Annotated in this window: 12 protein-coding genes; 4 read left to right on the forward strand and 8 right to left on the reverse strand. The window is 71.4% G+C overall.

Annotated elements, in window-relative coordinates:
* Position 1 precedes the first annotated feature (1 nt).
* Positions 2 to 1,369 (reverse strand): hypothetical protein, encoded by a 1,368-nt coding sequence (locus AB0P25_RS12305; protein WP_363807666.1) that lies wholly within the window; start codon positions 1,367 to 1,369, stop codon positions 2 to 4.
* 134 nt (positions 1,370 to 1,503) lie between these two features.
* On the opposite strand from AB0P25_RS12305, the gene AB0P25_RS12310 reads away from it, so the two are divergent.
* Together AB0P25_RS12310 and AB0P25_RS12315 are read left to right on the forward strand one after the other, a co-directional pair.
* Positions 1,504 to 3,981, forward strand: coding sequence for a glycosyltransferase (locus AB0P25_RS12310; RefSeq protein WP_363807668.1), 2,478 nt, complete (start codon positions 1,504 to 1,506; stop codon positions 3,979 to 3,981).
* Positions 3,978 to 4,982 (forward strand): glycosyltransferase family 2 protein, encoded by a 1,005-nt coding sequence (locus AB0P25_RS12315; RefSeq protein ID WP_363807670.1) that lies wholly within the window; start codon positions 3,978 to 3,980, stop codon positions 4,980 to 4,982. Before AB0P25_RS12310 ends, AB0P25_RS12315 begins: the two co-directional genes overlap by 4 nt.
* Here the strand turns inward: AB0P25_RS12315 and AB0P25_RS12320 are convergent.
* The 5 genes from AB0P25_RS12320 to AB0P25_RS12340 all read right to left on the reverse strand — a co-directional run bounded on the left by AB0P25_RS12320 (position 4,867) and on the right by AB0P25_RS12340 (position 10,893).
* On the reverse strand, positions 4,867 to 6,528 hold the full coding sequence (locus AB0P25_RS12320; RefSeq protein ID WP_363807672.1) for a DUF2142 domain-containing protein: 1,662 nt from the start codon (positions 6,526 to 6,528) through the stop codon (positions 4,867 to 4,869). The two genes, AB0P25_RS12315 and AB0P25_RS12320, sit on opposite strands and share 116 nt — an antisense overlap.
* Before the next feature lie 116 nt (positions 6,529 to 6,644).
* Positions 6,645 to 8,189: a DUF2142 domain-containing protein gene (locus tag AB0P25_RS12325; protein WP_363807674.1), complete on the reverse strand. Its 1,545-nt coding sequence runs from the start codon at positions 8,187 to 8,189 to the stop codon at positions 6,645 to 6,647.
* Between the two features lie 13 nt (positions 8,190 to 8,202).
* Positions 8,203 to 8,580: a DUF2304 domain-containing protein gene (locus AB0P25_RS12330; RefSeq protein WP_363807675.1), complete on the reverse strand. Its 378-nt coding sequence runs from the start codon at positions 8,578 to 8,580 to the stop codon at positions 8,203 to 8,205.
* The gene (locus AB0P25_RS12335) at positions 8,580 to 9,314 is read right to left on the reverse strand and encodes a glycosyltransferase family 2 protein (RefSeq protein WP_363807677.1); all 735 of its coding nucleotides are present in this window, start codon (positions 9,312 to 9,314) and stop codon (positions 8,580 to 8,582) included. The genes AB0P25_RS12330 and AB0P25_RS12335 overlap by 1 nt, the downstream gene beginning before the upstream one ends.
* A 58-nt stretch (positions 9,315 to 9,372) precedes the next feature.
* Complete coding sequence (locus tag AB0P25_RS12340) at positions 9,373 to 10,893, reverse strand: DUF2142 domain-containing protein (RefSeq protein ID WP_363807678.1); 1,521 nt, start codon at positions 10,891 to 10,893, stop codon at positions 9,373 to 9,375.
* 100 nt (positions 10,894 to 10,993) lie between these two features.
* On the opposite strand from AB0P25_RS12340, the gene AB0P25_RS12345 reads away from it, so the two are divergent.
* Positions 10,994 to 12,850, forward strand: a complete 1,857-nt coding sequence (locus AB0P25_RS12345) for a hypothetical protein (RefSeq protein WP_363807679.1) — start codon at positions 10,994 to 10,996, stop codon at positions 12,848 to 12,850.
* Positions 12,851 to 12,857: 7 nt separating this feature from the next.
* Here AB0P25_RS12345 and AB0P25_RS12350 read toward each other — a convergent pair whose 3' ends face one another.
* Complete coding sequence (locus AB0P25_RS12350) at positions 12,858 to 13,745, reverse strand: glycosyltransferase family 2 protein (protein WP_363807680.1); 888 nt, start codon at positions 13,743 to 13,745, stop codon at positions 12,858 to 12,860.
* Between the two features lie 29 nt (positions 13,746 to 13,774).
* Between AB0P25_RS12350 and AB0P25_RS12355 the strand changes: the two genes are divergently transcribed.
* Positions 13,775 to 15,190, forward strand: coding sequence for a hypothetical protein (locus AB0P25_RS12355; protein WP_363807682.1), 1,416 nt, complete (start codon positions 13,775 to 13,777; stop codon positions 15,188 to 15,190).
* Here the strand turns inward: AB0P25_RS12355 and AB0P25_RS12360 are convergent.
* Positions 15,132 to 16,421 (reverse strand): exopolysaccharide production protein, encoded by a 1,290-nt coding sequence (locus AB0P25_RS12360; RefSeq protein ID WP_363807683.1) that lies wholly within the window; start codon positions 16,419 to 16,421, stop codon positions 15,132 to 15,134. The two genes, AB0P25_RS12355 and AB0P25_RS12360, sit on opposite strands and share 59 nt — an antisense overlap.
* Positions 16,422 to 16,436 lie beyond the last annotated feature (15 nt).

Consider the following 16,436-nt stretch of genomic DNA (forward strand, 5'->3'; position numbering starts at 1 on the left):
GTCATCCCTGAGGGAGGAAGAGGCTGGCCAGGAACGTCACGGCGCCGACACCGAGCAGGATCCAGCGCGGCACGGGACGCCGCCCCGGCACGAGCAGCGCGGCGCAGGCGAGGAACAGCGGGACGAGCGAGATGCCGTACCGGGCGGGCGGCGGGTCGGGATACGTGCCGAGGGTCACATAGGTCACCGCCGAGAGCAACGGCGCCGAGACGACGGCAGCGGCGAAGGTGGCGAGTGCGATCGCGTTGCGCTTGCGACCCCACCGGGCCACGATCAGCAGGCCGATCACGCCCGCGACGGCGATCCAGGAGACCGCGTAGTTGACGATCAGACCCGGTCCCTTGAGGAAGGTCGTGATGTCGCCGACGCCCTTCGTCGCGCCGTCGATGAAGAGACCCGACTGCAGGATGATCGACGTGATCCCGAGCGGACGGACCTTGCCCATGTCGGGGGCGGGGCCCACCGCCGTGGCGGTCGAGTAGGCGAGCCAGGCGACCTGCGCGATGACCGCGACCAGCACGGCGACGATGGAGGTGATGGTCCGGCTGTCACGGAACAGGGCGCCCACCCACCCCCAGCGGGACCCGCGCTCGCGGTAGGCGGCGATGCCGGCGCGCAGCACGATGTAGAGCACGGCCGCGGCGACCGCGGCGAGGTTCTGCACCTTGAGCAGTGTGACGAAGGCGGCCCCCACGACGAACAGCACGCGGGCCCGGCGCTCGACGACGAATGTGGCCAGGTAGAGCATCAGACCGCCGGCGAAGAGCGCGGTGGCATCCGTGCTGATGTACGTATTGGACCAGTACGCGGGCAGCGAGCCGATCATCAGCAGGCCGACGGCGGTGGCGGTGACCGGATGCACGCGCAGCCGGCGCAGCGCGAGGTAGAGCAGCAGGGCCGCGGCGGCGAGCCAGATGGCGCCGACGAAGCGACCCGCATCCACGAGACCGACGCCGGCCCACACCAGCGGCTCGGCGAGCACGCGGGTGATCGCGAAGTAGAGCGGCGTGTAGATGTAGGCCGAGGTGGCGCCGTGGAACGGGAAGAGCTCCTTGTTCTCGGCGTTCTTCAGCTCGCAGCGCGCGTCCGGAGCCGGCTGGAGCAGGCGCAGGCCGCGGCAGCCGAGTTCCTGGCGGGCGAAGGTGCCGGTCTGCTCGCCGCGATGGACGGTGCCCTGCGTCGCGACCTTGGCGAAGTAGTCGATGTAGACGTACTCGTCGACCGGGGAGACGCCCTTGTGTCCGGGAACCTGGACGATCCCGACGAGGAGGGCGGCGAGCACGAGGAGGATGGGCCCGATCGACGCCCGCGAGAACACCCGCTCACGGAAGCCCCGGCGTCGGGGCGTCATGGCGGTGTCGGTGCTCATGCGGTGGCGGCCTCATATCCGTTCGCGGTCCGGGCGGGTCGCCAGAGAGCTTAGCAAGTCCCTGTCGCCGCGCCCCGGTGCGCCCCAGGGTGCCTTGGTAGGCTGGCGGGCGCATCCGCCAGCGAAAGGACCGCATGCCCACCACGCGCCCGGGAGTCGTCTCCGTCGTCCTCGTGAACTTCCGGGGAACCGACGACACGCTCACCGCCATCGAGCACCTCGGCCGTCTCGACTGGCCCGCCGACCGGCTCGAGATCGTCGTGGTCGAGAACGCCTCCGGCGACGACAGCGCGGAGCGCATCCGCCGCGAGGCGCCGCACGTCGTCCTCATCGAGTCCAAGGCCAACCTCGGCTTCGCCGGCGGCTGCAATCTCGGTGTGCGAGGGGCCTCCGGCGAGTACGTCGCGTTCCTCAACAACGACGCCAAGCCCGACACCGCGTGGGTGCGTGCCGCCGTCGAGCGCTTCGAGTCCAGCTCCCGCGTCGGCGCGGTCGCCAGCCGGGTGCTCGACTGGGACGGCGAGAAGGTCGACTACATCGGCTCGGCGATGACCTGGTTCGGCCAGGGCTACAAGCCGCTGACGGCGCAGCCCGTCCCGTCCACACCGGAGGTGCCGAAGGACGTGCTGTTCGGCACCGGCTCGGCGATGTTCGTGCGCCGCTCGGTCTACGAGGAGCTGGGCGGTTTCGACGAGCGCTTCTTCATGTTCTTCGAGGACGTCGACCTCGGCTGGCGGCTCAACCTCGCCGGCCACCGGTTCGTCTACGAGCCGGCATCGCTCGCCTTCCACAAGCACCACGCCTCCATGTCGTCGTTCGGCGCGTTCAAGGAGAGTTACCTCCTCGAGCGCAACGCACTCTTCACCCAGTACAAGAACCTGGGGGAGGAGGCGCTGGCGACGGCGCTCCCCGCGACGCTGGCGCTCACGGTCCGCCGCGGCGTGGCCAAGGGCGGCCTCGACTCCACGGAGTTCGACCTGCGGAAGGGCGGCTCGAACGACCCGACGATGGAGATCGACAAGGAGACGGTCGCGGCCGTCTACGCGATCGACCAGTTCGTGGAGCACCTGCCCGGCCTCACCGCCGACCGCGAGCGCATCCAGAGCAGCCGCGTCGTCGCCGACAGCCGCATCTGGGCGCTGTTCGGCGAGACCGACGCGCCGTCGTACACCGACGAGCACTACCTCGAGGGCTACGACAAGCTGGCCACGGCGTTCCCGGTCACCGAGAGCCCGGCGGTCACCCGCGTGCTCATCATCACCGGCGACCCCATCGGCGCGAAGATGGCCGGGCCCGCGATCCGCGCGTGGAGCATGGCCGAGGCGCTGGCGAAGGACAACCTGGTGACACTGGTGTCGCTCGCCGGCCTCGAGCCGGTGTCGGCGCCGTTCGACGTGGTCCACGTCCGCCCGGGCGACGACCGCTCGATGAAGGCGCTCGAACGCGAGAGCGACGTCATCGTCTTCCAGGGCCTCGCGATGGCGCTGTTCGAGAGCCTTCGCAAGACCGACAAGATCATCGTCGCCGACGTCTACGACCCGATGCACCTGGAGCAGCTGGAGCAGGGCAAGGAGCTCGGCCGGGCGCAGTGGGACAAGCAGGTCCTGGATGCGACCGACGTGCTCAATGAGCAGCTGGAGCGCGGCGACTTCTTCCTGTGCGCCTCCGAGCGGCAGCGGCACTTCTACCTCGGCCAGCTCGCGGCGCTCGGCCGTATCAACCCCGCCAACTACGACGACGACCCCGACCTCGACCACCTCATCGACGTCGTCCCCTTCGGGCTGTCGGAGACCCCGCCGGCGCACGAGCGCGATGTGCTGAAGGGCGTGCTGCCCGGCATCGGCCGCGACGACAAGCTCCTGCTCTGGAGCGGCGGCCTCTACAACTGGTTCGACCCGAAGTCGCTCATCGAGGCGGTCGCCCGCCTCTCGGAGACCCACGACGACGTGCGGCTGTTCTTCCAGGGCACGAAGCACCCGCATCCCGGCGTCCCGGAGATGGGCATCGTCGCGGAGTCCCGCCAACTCGCCCGCGACCTGGGCGTGCTCGACAGCGCGGTGTTCTTCAACAGCTCCTGGGTGGACTACGCCGACCGGCAGAACTATCTGACCGAGTCGGACGCGGGCGTGAGCACGCATTTCTCGCACGTGGAGACGACCTTCTCGTTCCGCACGCGCATCCTCGACTACCTCTGGGCGGGCCTGCCCATGGTGGTCACCGAGGGCGACCACTTCGCCCAGCTGGTCGAGGAGGAGAAGCTGGGCGTGGTCGTGCCGTCCGGCGATGTGGCGGCGCTCGCCGCGGCGCTCGAGAAGGTGCTGTACGACGAGAAGTTCATCGCGGCCGCGAAGCGCAACGTCGCCCGCGTGCGGCAGCGCTACTTCTGGAGCGTGGTCCTGGCACCGCTGGTGGACTTCGTCGCCGACCCGCGGCACGCGGCCGATCTGGTCGCTCGCGGTGTCGTCGGCTCCGGCGCTCCGGTCAAGCGGGCGACGACCCGCCGCAAGAAGCACGGCGTCCGCCACGACGTGGGTCTGTTCTTCCACTACATGCGCAACGGCGGCCCCGCCGTCGTGGCGAAGAAGATCCGGAGCCGGCTGGGGCGGCGATGACCGACGCGGCCGCGGCCCCGGCGATCTCGGTCGCCCTGTGCACCTACAACGGCGCGCGGTTCGTCCGGAGGCAGCTCGCGGGCATCCTGGCCCAGACGCTGCCGCCGGCGCAGCTGGTGGTCTCCGACGACGCGTCCGCGGATGACACGGTCGCGATCGTCGAGCAGGAGATCGCCGCGCATCGCGCCTCCGGCGCGCCGACGCCCGAGCTGCTGTTGCTGCGCAACGAGACCCCGCTCGGCGTCACGGCGAACTTCGAGCAGGCGCTGCGGGCGTGCACGGGCGGACTGATCGCCCTGAGCGACCAGGACGACGAGTGGGAGCCCGACAAGCTGGAGCGGATGGCGGCGTACTTCGCGCAGCGCCTCGGCTTGGGCTTCCTGCACACCGACGCGACGCTCATCGACGACGACGGCCTCCCGGCCGGCGGCACACTGTTCGGTGTGCTGGAGGTGACGGACGAGGAGCGCGCGGCGGTGCACTCCGGCCACGCGTTCGACGTGTTCGTGCGCCGCAACCTGGCCACCGGCGCGACCGCGATGGTGACCGCCGACCTGCTGCGGATCGCCCTGCCGTTCCCGGCCGAGTGGGTGCACGACGAGTGGCTGGCCGTCCAGGCGGCGGCGCGCGACCGGCTCGATCTGAGCGAGCGTCCGCTCACCCGCTACCGGCGACACGATGAGAACCAGATCGGGGCGGGCGACCCCACTCTCCGCCACAAGGTCGGTCGCGTCCTCGGTCGCCGCGGTGATCGCAACCGGATGCTGGCGGTGCGCTCGCGCATCCTGTCCGAGCGCCTGGCGGCAGCAGCGGACGTGTCGTGGGAGAACCGTACCCTCGCCGAGGAGAAGGCCGTGTTCGAGGCGGAACGAGCCGCCCTGCCGGTCAGCCGGCCGGCGCGCGTGGCCCGCGTGATCCGCCTGGCCCGCGGAGGCCGCTACGCCCGCCTGGCGAGCCGAGGGCGGCTGGACGTGCTGCGGGACCTGCTGCAACCGGCGTGAACCGGCGGCCGCCGCTGTCGCCGGAGGCGCGGAACAGCAGCACCGCCGCGACGCCGAAGGCTGCAGCGGCGACGATCAGCACCGCGGGCGCTCCGCCGAGGGGCGCCCAGTCCGGCGAGCCGAACAGCAGCGTCTTGACCGATCCGTTCGAGCCGACCGCGTAGCGGCGCAGCGCCGCCTCGAACGCCCACAGCTGCCCGACCGCCGCGGCCGTCACGACGAGGATGCGCAGCCGCCGGCGACTGTGCCGTGCCCGGAAGACGGAGTCGCCGAGCAGAGCCGCCAGCCCGACCACGAGGCACAGGAACAGGGGCAGGTTGTACCGGCCCTGCCAGATCAGGCCCCCGCCGTGGATGTAGACCGCCTGTACGAGGGCGGGCAGCAGCAGGAAGGCGCCGACGAGCACCGACGCGACGAGCAGACGCCGGCCGCGGAGCACGAGCAGCGCGCCGACGCAGAGGGCTCCGATGGCGAGGCCCCAGGCGTACAGCACCGGATCCGGCGCCGGGGTGTCCATCCAGCCGAACAGGCCGACCAGGCCCTGGGAGTATCCGATGGTGCCGAGGAACACCTTCTGGAACCCGGTCACCGGCGATGCGCCGACGCCCGGGAACTGCAGCGCGTCCTCGGGGTGGGCGATCGCGTTGGCCAGGGAGTTCGTGCCGAGCGTCCAGCCGACCGCGGCGAGCGTGCCGACGGCGACCACCCCGATGGTGACCAGCACAGCCGGGCGTCGCAGCAGCTGCGCCAGTCCGCGACCGCTGGTCAGCAGCAGCGGGACGGCCAGGGCGGCGAGCACCCAGAGCGGTGAGAGGCCGCGCGCGTTCACGGCGATCACGGCCGACACCGCGACGATGACGGCACGCCCGCGCAGACGGTCCGCATCGGGGGAGAGCGTCACACCCAGCATCCCGCAGAACACTGCGAGGGTCGCGGTCGCCTCGATGGCGCTCGGGTTCACCGTGCCGCTCAGGAAGAGCAGCATCGGAGTGACCGCCACGGCGAACGCGAGCACGGGCATCCGGCGCTCGCGGAACGTCATCACCACGGCGAAGGCGAGTGCGGCGAAAAGGGCGGAGAGCACGGCGCTCGCCACGCGCATGGCCGTCAGTCCGTCAGCGTCGCCGAACAGCAGCGACGGCCAGCCGACGAGGGCGTAGTACAGCGGGTTGTAGAGACCCGCCGAGGTCGGCGCCTCCACGAGCGCGGCCGGATCGGCCTCGGTCGGAAGCGGGCAGTTCGCCGGGACCGTCGGCTGGAACGCGTAGCAGGTCTCCCGGTGCGCATCCGCGACGTACTGCGGCACGTGGACGATGTTGCCCCACGCGGACGGCTCGCCGAACAGTTCGCCGCGCACCACGCTGGCGGCGCGGATGATGTGCGCGGGCTCGTCCGGGGAGGCGGAGGGCGGTGTCGCCCAGGCCCAGATCGAACCGAGGACGGCCAGCACGGCCCACGCCGCGAAGAAGGCAGCGATGGGGCGGCGGGCAGGCGTGCGGGTGACGGCGACGAGCCGGGAAAACTGCTCCGGGCGCGTGCGCGGCACCGTCGTCACCGCGTCGGTGCGGGCGTCTTCGCCCGCCGGGCGGCATCGGTCTGAGGAGGCACGGTTGCACCCTAGCGGACCGATGCGGCTCGCGGGGCTCGGTTCTTCCGGCGCGCCTAGACCGTCGAGTGCACCGCGTGGTCGGCCGGCAGCCCGGCCGCAAGGGGGAGCCTGCGCGAGGCGCGATCGCCCAGCCAGACGCCCGCCGCCAGCAGCGCGGCGGTCAGCAGGAGCCAGAGCAGCACGCCGCCCGGCGGGCTCCACGGCGGTGAGCCGATCAGCATCACCTTGAGCGAGCCGGTCGGCCCCACGGTGTAGCGGCGCAGCGTGCTCTCGAAGGCGTAGAAGTGGGCCGCTGCCAGCGTCACCAGGCTGATCAGGGTGAGCCGTCGCAGCCATCGGGTCGCGGGAGCGATGTCGAGCGTCCGGTCGAGGGCCACGGCGAGTCCCACGCAGAGACAGACCAGGAGCGGCAGCGCATAGCGGCCCTGCCAGATGATGCCTCCGCCGGTGATGTACGCGGCCTGCACGATCGGAGGCAGCAGCACGTAGGCGCCGAGCAGGGCGACGGCGAACACCAGGAACCGGCCGCGAAGCAGACAGACGGCCGCGAGGAGCAGCGCGCCGATCAGCGCCGCCCAGACGAAGAACACCTCCGGCGGGGCCGGCGTGTCGAGCCAGCCGAACAGCCCGATCGCGCCGTGGGCGTACTCGATTGTGCATACGAGGGTGATCCAGAAGCCGCTGAGCGGGTTCGTCCCCTGGCCGGGGAAATGCTGCGGGGTGGAGTCCGGGTTCTCGACCGCGTTGTAGAGCGAGTTGCTGCCGAGCGTCCATCCCACGGCGAAGAGCGCTCCCGCGGCGACGACGCCGGCCGCGATCCACACCGCACGGCGGCGGAGCAGGTCACGGATCAGCGGAAGCGGCGCCAGGATCAGCGGCGCGGCGATCGCCAGCAGCACCCAGAGCGGGGAGAGACCGCGGGCGTTGACCGCGAACGCTCCCGATACGGCGACCACCGCGGCGCGCCCGGCGAGCCGATCGGACCGGGGATCGAGGACCACCGCCAGCATCGCGGCGAACAGCGACAGCGTCGCGGTCGCCTCGACGGCCGTCGGGTTCACCGAGCCGCCGAGGAAGAGCAGGGCGGGTGTCGTCGCGAGGGCGAAGCCGAGCAGCGTGAGCGCGCGGCGTGGCAGCGTCCACAGCACGGCGAAGGCGAGGGCGGCGAACAGCGAGGCGAGGATGCCGCTGACCACGCGCATGGCGTAGATCCCGCCGTCGTCGTGGAAGATCTGCGACGGCCAGCCGACCACGAGGTAGTAGAGCGGGTTGTACAGGCCCGCCGTCGTCGGGGCGGTGGTGGGCGCAGCCGGGTCGGAAGGCGCCGGAGCGGCGTCCGGACCATCGGTGACGCAGTCGGCGGTCCGCTCGTAATGGAACGCGAAGCAGGTCAGCTGCTGCGTGCGGGCGATGTAGCCCGGAACCGTCACCAGGTGGCCGTCCGGCGACGGCGTGCCCACCCACTCGCCGCGGGCGACGCTGGCGGCCCGGACGAGGTGGGCCGGCTCATCCGGCGACGCCGAGATCGGGGTCGCCAGGGCCCAGCAGGCGCACAGCGCCGACAGGAGGGACCACACCACGAGGAGCGGTCGCCACATTCCGCGCAACCCGCTACTCCTGCTCGCGGCTGAGCTGGGCGACGCGCTCTTCGAGCTGCGTGATCCGCAGCTCCTGGAGGGCGCTCCGCTCAGCCAGGGTGCGCGACTTGCTCTCGAGCGTGGTCAGTTCCGAGCTGTGCTGGATGCAGACCAGGAACAGCACCGCGATGCTGACGAAGAAGACGAGGTTGACCGGCTGGCCGACCCCGATCAGTCCGGCGGCCCAATCCAGGATGGCCGGGAAGACGCCGATCAGCAGCGCGAGGCTGCCGGCGACGATCCACCAGATGGCGTGACGCTCGCGCATCCGGCCGCGCCGGAGCATTTCGATGACCACCGCGAGCGTGAGCAGCGCGGCGAGGATTCCGAAGATATAGCTGGTGATCGACATCAGGCCGTCGCCGTCTCCTTCAGGGCTGTGCGCGGGCGCATGAGGGCCACCAGCAGGGCGACGAACGCACGCCCGAGATAGACCGCGGACTTGACGAAGTTGTGGGAGGGCTGGCCGCCGGCGCGCGGACGCATCGCGACGGGGACCTGGCGGACGCGGAGCCCGGCGCGCCCGGCGATGACCAGCGCTTCGATGGTGTCGCCCAGGTACTCGGCGGGGAAGGAGTGGGCGAAGAGCGCGATCGCCCGCGGCCCGTTCGCCTTGAAGCCGCTGGTCGTGTCCTTGAGCGGGGTGCGCACGACGCGGCTGAGCACCGTCGAGAGCACGCTCATGGCCCACTTGCGCGGCCCGCGGACGGTGTAGTCGCCCTCTCCGGAGAACCGGGCGCCGATCACGAGGTCGGCGTCGTCCAGGCCGGCGAGCAGCGCAGGGACCAGGCCCGGATCGTGCTGGCCGTCGGCGTCGATCTGAACTGCGACCTGGTATCCGTTCTCCACCGCGTACTGGAACCCGAGTCGCAGCGCGCCGCCGACGCCCATGTTGAACGGCATGGAGGCGACCTGCGCGCCCGCCTCCCGGGCGACCTCCGCCGTGGCGTCCAGAGATCCGTCGTCGACGACCAGCACGGCCGCGCCCGGAAGCTTGGCGTGCACCTCGGCGATCACCGCCGCGACCGACTCCTCTTCATTGAAGGCGGGCATGACGATGAGCGTTTCGGAGAGGGCGTAGGGCATGGCAGTCACGGTACTAGATGGGTGGCGGAGGGAGACGGCACGGAGAGGGGCGTCGCAGTCATTCTCGCACGGAGACCCGGGTGGTCACCGTGCGGATGGTCAGCCAGGCTCCGGCCGCGGCGGCGAGGGTCAGCACCAGGACGAGGAGGATCCAGCCGCCCGGCGGCTGCCACACGGGGTGCCGCAGGAGGTCGAGCCAGGTGCCCGTGCTGGTGAGACCCGTCACGTAGCGCCGCACCATCCACAGGAACGCCGCGGCCTGGCCGATCGCCAGCAGCACGATCGACACGCGGACCAGGGGCCGCAGCCGCCCGGCCGGGTCGAGCGCAGGGAGGGCGCGGTCGAGCCCCATCCCGGCGAGCACGAGCAGCATGACGGCGGGAGCCAGCGTGTAGCGGCCCTGCCAGATGTAGCCGGCGACGCCGATCACGGCGGCCTGGGAGAGCGGAGGGACGAGCACCAGAGCGAGTCCGAGGAGAAGCGCCGCGAGCTGCGTTCGGCGTCCGCCGAACACGATCCCGCTGATCAGGATGCCGCCCCCGACGACAGCCCAGATCACGAGCGCGATCGCGGGAGCCGGGATCTCGAGCCAGCCGAACTGCGCGATCCACCCGGTCATGAAGGAGAACGTCTGGTCGATGGTCCAGGAGAAGCCCTGTCCCCAGCTGCTGCCCGCACCGACCGGCTGGTAGGCGGGGGTGAGGGGGCGCGGGCGCAGGTAGAACACGGCGACGGTGAGCGTGACCGCGGCGACGACGCCGACGGCGACCCAGGTCGCCCACCAGCGCAGCACCGTGCGGAGGACAGACCGGTCCGAGAGGATGAGCGCCGCGACCAGCGCGAGGAGCAGCCAGAGCAGTGCGATGCTGCGCGTGTTCACCAGGAGGAGCGACACGACCGTCACCCCGGCGAGCCGCCAGGCGAGCGTCCGCCGGGACGCCGGTGCGCCGAACGTCGCGATCAGCAGGGCGAACACGGCCGCCGTCGCTGCGACCTCCAGGCCGTTCGGATTGACCGTCCCCGAGAGGAAGAGCGTCATGGGGGTCGCACCCGCTGCGAGGGCCAGCGTCGCCCAGCGGGAGCGGGGGAGCGACCGCACCGCGACGAAGGCGAGCGCCAGCAGGGCGGCGCACAGCGCGGCACTCACGAGCCGCATGGCGTAGAGCCCCTTCGCGCCGTCGAGCACCGCGGTCGGCCAGCCGACGGCCACGTAGAACACCGGCGTGCTCACCCCGGTCGACGAGTGACCGGTGGCGGACGCGTCCGGATTCGCGATCGGCGTGACGCACGCCGGAGTCTGGGTGACGTCCCGCTTGAAGCACGGCATGTGCTTCTCGAGCTGGGCGAAGTACTCGGAGACCCTGAGGTCGAGGGTCCCTGTGACGGTCTTCGACTCCGGCCCGGACAGCTGGCCGTGCGCGGCCGCGTAGGCGCGCATGGCGTGGGCCGGCTCGTCGGGGCTGGCGCCCTGCGGCACAGCCAGCGAGTAGGAGCCCATCATCAGGAACAGCACGCCGAAGGCCAGCCAGAACGTGGTCCACCCTCCGCGGACGCCTCTCCGGGGTGGCGCAGAGGTCATCGCGGCATCCTGTCGGTCTCGGAGCACCTGCTCGAACACCGTGAGGTAGGTTCGGATGCTGGGCGGAGGCCGCCCAGGCAGGCTGACGAAAAGGGGACAGGTGGACGATACCATCCGAGCTTCGCGCGCCCGGTGGTGGTCCGCCGCGGTCCTCTTTCTCGTCGCGGCGGCCGGTGTCGTCCTCGCGGCCGCAGGCGTGACGATCTGGGTCCTCGGTGCCGCGGCCGCGCTGTCCGTCGCCGCGGCCTTCCGCTCGAGGGCGGTCGGGATCGCCGCCGGAGTCGTCGTCCCGCTCGTGGTGGCGGCGTTCGCCGTCCGCGTGTTCCACAAGGTCGGACTGAGTCTGGCGGCCGGCAACATCCTCGTGCTGAGTGCGATCGTGCTCCTCGCTCTCGCGGCCGTCGTCTTCGGTTCCGGGTTCCGCCTGCCGTCCGCCCGCACGTGGTGGCTGGCGCTCGCCGCGGGAGCGCTGCCCGCCCTCGTCGCCGCGCTGTTCTGCGGCCTGCCCCTGCTGCGCGACGGTCACGCGCTCTCCTGGGCGATGCAGAACGACGCCGTGTGGAACCTCGTCCTTTCGCGCTTCCTCATCACCGACGCGGGCCTCATCCCGTCGCTGCACCCGAACGTGTCGCCCCTTGTCTCGGTGCTGCTGGCGGCCGCCATGGCCACCGGGCGACCGGGGACCGCAGCCCCGGGGCTCCTGCAGCACGACATCGCCGCGTTGGCCGGCGTCTTCGCCGCGACCACCGTCGTGACCGCGTTCCTCGCCGGGCTCGTCGCCGGGCAGCTTGTGCGCGGTCGGCACCCCGTGGTCCGTTCGATCGCCGCGGTGCTGGGCTCCGCGCTGATCCTCTCCTGGTTCGTCGCCGGGTTCTCGATCCAGTTCGGCTTCTACAACGTGATGCCGACGCTCGCCTGCCTGTTCGCCGCCTGGCTCGCGTGGCGGGGAGCCGGGCGCACACCGGTCGCCGCACTCTGCATCCTGCTGCTGGCCGCGACCGCGCTGCTCGCGCTGTGGGCGTTCCTCGCGATCATCCCGCTGGCGCTCGCCGCGGTGGTCGCCGTCCCCTGGCTTCTGACGCGTCCGTGGCGCGCGGGACTCCACTGGGCGGCGTGGGCGGCGGTCGGCGTATCCGCGCTGCAGCTCGTCGTGTACGCCCTGCTGTTCTCGGTGCCGGATCTCCGCCGCGAGCAGGGCGCGCTGGCGCAGGGCGGTTCCATGGCGCCGGTCACGCCCGCGCTGCTGTTCGTGCTCGCGGGGATCGCCGTCGCCATCTCGGCGATGACAGTGACGACTCCCGCGCGCCGCACCGACCTGTACGGCGTGCTCGCGATCGTGGTCCCGTCGATCGGCGTCTACGTCTTCCTGGCGAGCAGCGTCGGCGCGGACCAGTACGCCTGGGGCTACTACCCGGCGAAGCTCGTCTGGTTCATCGGGATCCTGTTGCTCGTGCTGCTGCTCGGGATGGCGCTCGACCCGCTCACGACGGCCCCGCTCCGGGCGTGGCGGCGCGCGACCGCGGTCGTGGGCGTCCTGCTGGCCGTCGTCTCGACGGCCGCGGGCGTCCTTCCGAAGCCGCCGACCTTCGGCGCACTGGTGCCGTACGCGGACATCCTGCACGGCCAGGGGGTCGCCAGCGGCGACGCGGTGCTCCCGACCCTCTTCGCGCTCAAGGACCCGTCGCAAGCGCACACGATGCTCGCCGGCTACTTCGACTGGCGCGCGGACGGCTTCGCGAATCTCTGGCTGCTCGGTGCATCGGCCACCAGCACCTCGGACCCGATCCGGCCGTTCGGCTACTCGCTCCGCGTGGACGACCCGGAGCAGGTCTGCTCCGCGCTCGACGCCTGGGGACCGGGTGCCGAGATCCGCACGCACGACGCCGGGCTCGAGGCGCGGCTGCGGGAGCTGTGCCCGGACGCCGACCCGCGGGTGGTCGTCGGCACCGTCCGCTAGCGGCCGCTCACCAGCCGCGGAGAATGTGGCGACTCAGAGCGCGCAGTCCGGCGCCGTCGCGCTTCGCGATCGCGCCGGGCAGCTTGGTCGCCGCGTTGAGCCGGGACGACCAGTGCCGTCCGGCGACGCGGGCCGCGCGCCGCCACCCGCGTGCACGGAGGCGGGCCTTCGCGTCCAGGAAGAAGGCCCGCTCCTCGTCGAAGCGGGTGCCGTCCTGCGCCCTCCACGACGAGACGCTGCCCGCGTGGCGGCGGTAGCGGAAGGTGTGGTCGGGAAGCAGCACGAGGCTCCCGCCGTCCAGGACGATGTCGAGCTGCAGCGCGAGGTCGAGCACGACGTCGAAGGCGGCGTCGAAGCCGTGACGCCGCACGGCCGCGGTGTTCCAGCAGATGGAGGGGAAATACGTCCAGTTGCCGCGCAGCAGGCTCACGGCGAGCTCCTGACCGGACAGGACGGCCGTCTCGGTCTTCTTCGGCCGGTACCAGGACTTCACACGGTCGGCGAGCGGGAGCGAGGGTCGCCCGTCGTCGCCGATCACGGTCACGGCGGGCTGGAAGTACGAGCCGTCCGGGTGGTGGGCGATGGCGTCGCGCATCGTCGCGATGTAGCCGGGCTCCATCAGGTCGTCGCAGCCCATGAGCACGAAATGCTCCGCCTCGACCAGCTCGACGGACTTGGTGAAGTTGCCGCTGACGCCGAGGTTCACCTCGTTGCGCACGTAGTGGATGCGGGCGTCTCCGAGCGAGGACACCCACTCGCCGGGGGCGCGGTCCGGGTACACGTCGTCGATCACGACCAGGCGCCAGTCGCCGTCCTCCTGCGCCCGCACGCTCTCCACGGCGTCGCGGAACAGGCCGGGGTCGCCGTAGAACGGCATCATGATGTCGATCGTCACTGCGTCCAGACTTTCGTCGTAGGGTTGGCGTGCCGCGATCGCGGCCGCCGACCATCCTTTCACGCGCTTCCGGGGAGAGACCCATCACCGCCTTCGAACCGCTCAACGAGCCCATCCCGGACTACGAGGAGGCATCGGCACCGCGGTCGGCCCGGTCGTCGGTCGTGCTGATCCTCGCGGCGACGGCCGTCTCGGGGATCGCCGGCTATGTGGTGACCTGGCGGGTGTACACCGAGGTCGGTGCCGCCGGGTACGGGGTCTTCTCGGTGTTCTGGTCCGCACTGTTCCTCGTGGTGGGCGTCCTGTTCGGATTGCAGCAGGAGTCGACGCGCGGGACGGCCCAGACCGTGCGGGAGAGGCAGCAGGCGGCCGAGCAGGACGCGCAGCCCGCCGGACGCCGCACCTCGCTCTGGGCGTTCGCCGCGGTCGCCGCGGTGGTCGTCGCGCTCGCGGTGCTGCTGACGAGCCTGCTGTGGGCGGTGCCCAGCCTCGGCGCGGCGAACGCTGGCCTCGCCTGGTTCGTCGCCGTCGGCGCGGGCCTCAACTGCCTGGTCGCCGCGGCGTCCGGCGTCATGGCCGGAGCTGGGATGTGGCGGCAGCTGGCGACGATCGTCGCTCTGGACGGCATCCTCCGCGTCATCGGCGTGGTGGCGGTCCTCAGCGTGACGCACGACATCGTGCCCCTCGCGATCGCGGTGATCCTCCCGTTCCCGCTCTCCTTGGCGATCGTCTTCCTCACCGCCCCGCGGGCCCTCGTCCAGAATGCGCGCGTCGCGCTCGGCGTGCGGGCCCTGGTGGCGAACACCGGCCGGACGATGCTGGCCGCGTCGGCGACCGCTGTGCTGATCAACGGCTTCCCGCTCGTGCTCTCGTTCTTCGCGGGCCCCGAGAACCACTCCGACCTCGGGTCGCTCGTGCTCGCGGTCACGCTGACGCGCGCGCCGATCCTGGTGCCTCTGACCGCGCTCTCGAGTTTCCTGGTCAGCCGGTTCTCCCACCATCCGGATCGGACCGCGCGGACGATCGCCCTGCTGTTCGCGGGAATCGCCGTCGTCATCCTGGTGCTCTGCGGCGCGGCCTGGCTGTGGGGCGAGCCGGTCATGCACCTCGTCTTCGGGTCGCAGTTCGACCTCTCCGCCGGCGTCCTGGTCGCGCTGATCGCCTCGTCCGGGCTCATCGGCGCGCTGTTCGTGAGCGGGTCCGCCGTGCTCGCGCGCAACCTGCACGGTCTGTACGCCGCCGGCTGGGTGGCCGCCTCGATCGTCACCCTGGCCCTGCTCTTCGTGCCGCTGCCGCTCGCCGGTCGCGCGGCCCTCGCGCTGGCGGCAGGGCCGGCGGTCGGCCTCGCCGTGCATCTGGTGGGGATGAAACTCTCAGGCGGCTCGTTCAGCTCGCGTCGCGATGCGGCAGCCGCAGGCGCCAGCTCATCCCCTGCGAGGCCTTGACGGTGCAGATGACGAGCAGCATCCATCCCGACTCCACCAGGATGGAGCTCTCGAAGACGCTCGTCACGAGCAGCGCGACCAGCACCAGCGGCGCCCACGCGTAGACCGTGCTGCGGCGGTTGGAGGCGAGCAGCCACGACCGGCCGAAGGCGAGCGCGATGAGGGCGACGAACAGCAGGAGGCCGATGATGCCGACCTGCAGGTAGACGTCCAGATACGCATTCAGACCGTTCGCGTGGTAGACGCCGGTGTTCGCCTGGATGGCGGTGAACGGGTAGAGGTCTGTCGGCCAGGAACCGACCCAGCCCCAGCCGACGATCTGCTGCACCGGGATGAGCTGCCAGATCTGGATCCACAGCTGGTAGCGCACCTGGAAGTCGGCGCGGGCGTTGAGGAGGTCGATCACGCGGGTCCGGTAGATGTACGCCACGACCAGGACGGCCACCGTGAGGAGCGCGAGCCCCCACTGGAAGTAGACCCGCTGCGAGGCCGGCGCCTTACGGATGAGGAACAGCGCGAGCGTCGCCAGTCCCACCACGACCGACACGGCGGCGATGACGGGGGAGTGGGCGAGCAGGATGCAGAGCGCCGCGAGCGTGATCGAGTACGCGGCGATCGGGGGCCGGACGGACCGGGTCCGGAGCTCGACGAGGAAGGTCACGAACGCGATCAGCGCGACGATGCTCAGCTGGTTGCGCGTGCCGAACAGGCCCTGGATCGGTCCGCCCGCCGCGATGTTGCCCTGGATCGCGAGGAACTTCAGCGGCGCGTCGATCAGCAGTCCGCTCAGCACCTCGAGGGCGAGGGACAGGGTCAGCAGGAACCGCAGCGCGTCGCCGACCACGCGCACGATCTGGATGGCGTCCCGGACCAGTGCGATGTACACGGCGAGGAACGCGAAGATCAGCTGGTAGATCACGGCGCCGAACGTCGCCCACTGGTACTGGCTCCACAGGACCGACAGCGCGCACCAGCCGACGAACAGCAGCGCCGAGATCGGCAGCAGCCCGTGCCATTCGATCAGCTTCCACTGCGCGGCGAACGACACCGCGGCCAGCACGACCAGGACCGCCAGCGCCCCGATCAGACCCGGCCAGCCGATCAGCGCCCGGATGGCGTGCGTCGAGAACCCGGTGATCACCGCGAGCAGGGCGAGCGTCGAGGTGAAGCGGGCGGAGCCCAGGAACTCGGTCACCGCGGGCGGCACCAGGGTCCGTCGGGGCGTTGCCATGCTCACAGACTACGG

Source organism: Leifsonia sp. NPDC077715, from assembly GCF_040686855.1.
GTDB lineage: Bacteria > Actinomycetota > Actinomycetes > Actinomycetales > Microbacteriaceae > Leifsonia.

What these genes read in the sequence shown, in the direction of transcription:
- AB0P25_RS12305 (WP_363807666.1), bottom strand. Translation starts at nt 1,369, where the DNA reads ATGAGCACCGACACCGCCATGACGCCCCGACGCCGGGGCTTCCGTGAG.
- AB0P25_RS12330 (WP_363807675.1), bottom strand. Translation starts at nt 8,580, where the DNA reads ATGTCGATCACCAGCTATATCTTCGGAATCCTCGCCGCGCTGCTCACG.
- AB0P25_RS12315 (WP_363807670.1), top strand. Translation starts at nt 3,978, where the DNA reads ATGACCGACGCGGCCGCGGCCCCGGCGATCTCGGTCGCCCTGTGCACC.
- AB0P25_RS12335 (WP_363807677.1), bottom strand. Translation starts at nt 9,314, where the DNA reads ATGCCCTACGCCCTCTCCGAAACGCTCATCGTCATGCCCGCCTTCAAT.
- AB0P25_RS12310 (WP_363807668.1), top strand. Translation starts at nt 1,504, where the DNA reads ATGCCCACCACGCGCCCGGGAGTCGTCTCCGTCGTCCTCGTGAACTTC.
- AB0P25_RS12360 (WP_363807683.1), bottom strand. Translation starts at nt 16,421, where the DNA reads ATGGCAACGCCCCGACGGACCCTGGTGCCGCCCGCGGTGACCGAGTTC.
- AB0P25_RS12340 (WP_363807678.1), bottom strand. Translation starts at nt 10,893, where the DNA reads ATGACCTCTGCGCCACCCCGGAGAGGCGTCCGCGGAGGGTGGACCACG.
- AB0P25_RS12325 (WP_363807674.1), bottom strand. Translation starts at nt 8,189, where the DNA reads ATGTGGCGACCGCTCCTCGTGGTGTGGTCCCTCCTGTCGGCGCTGTGC.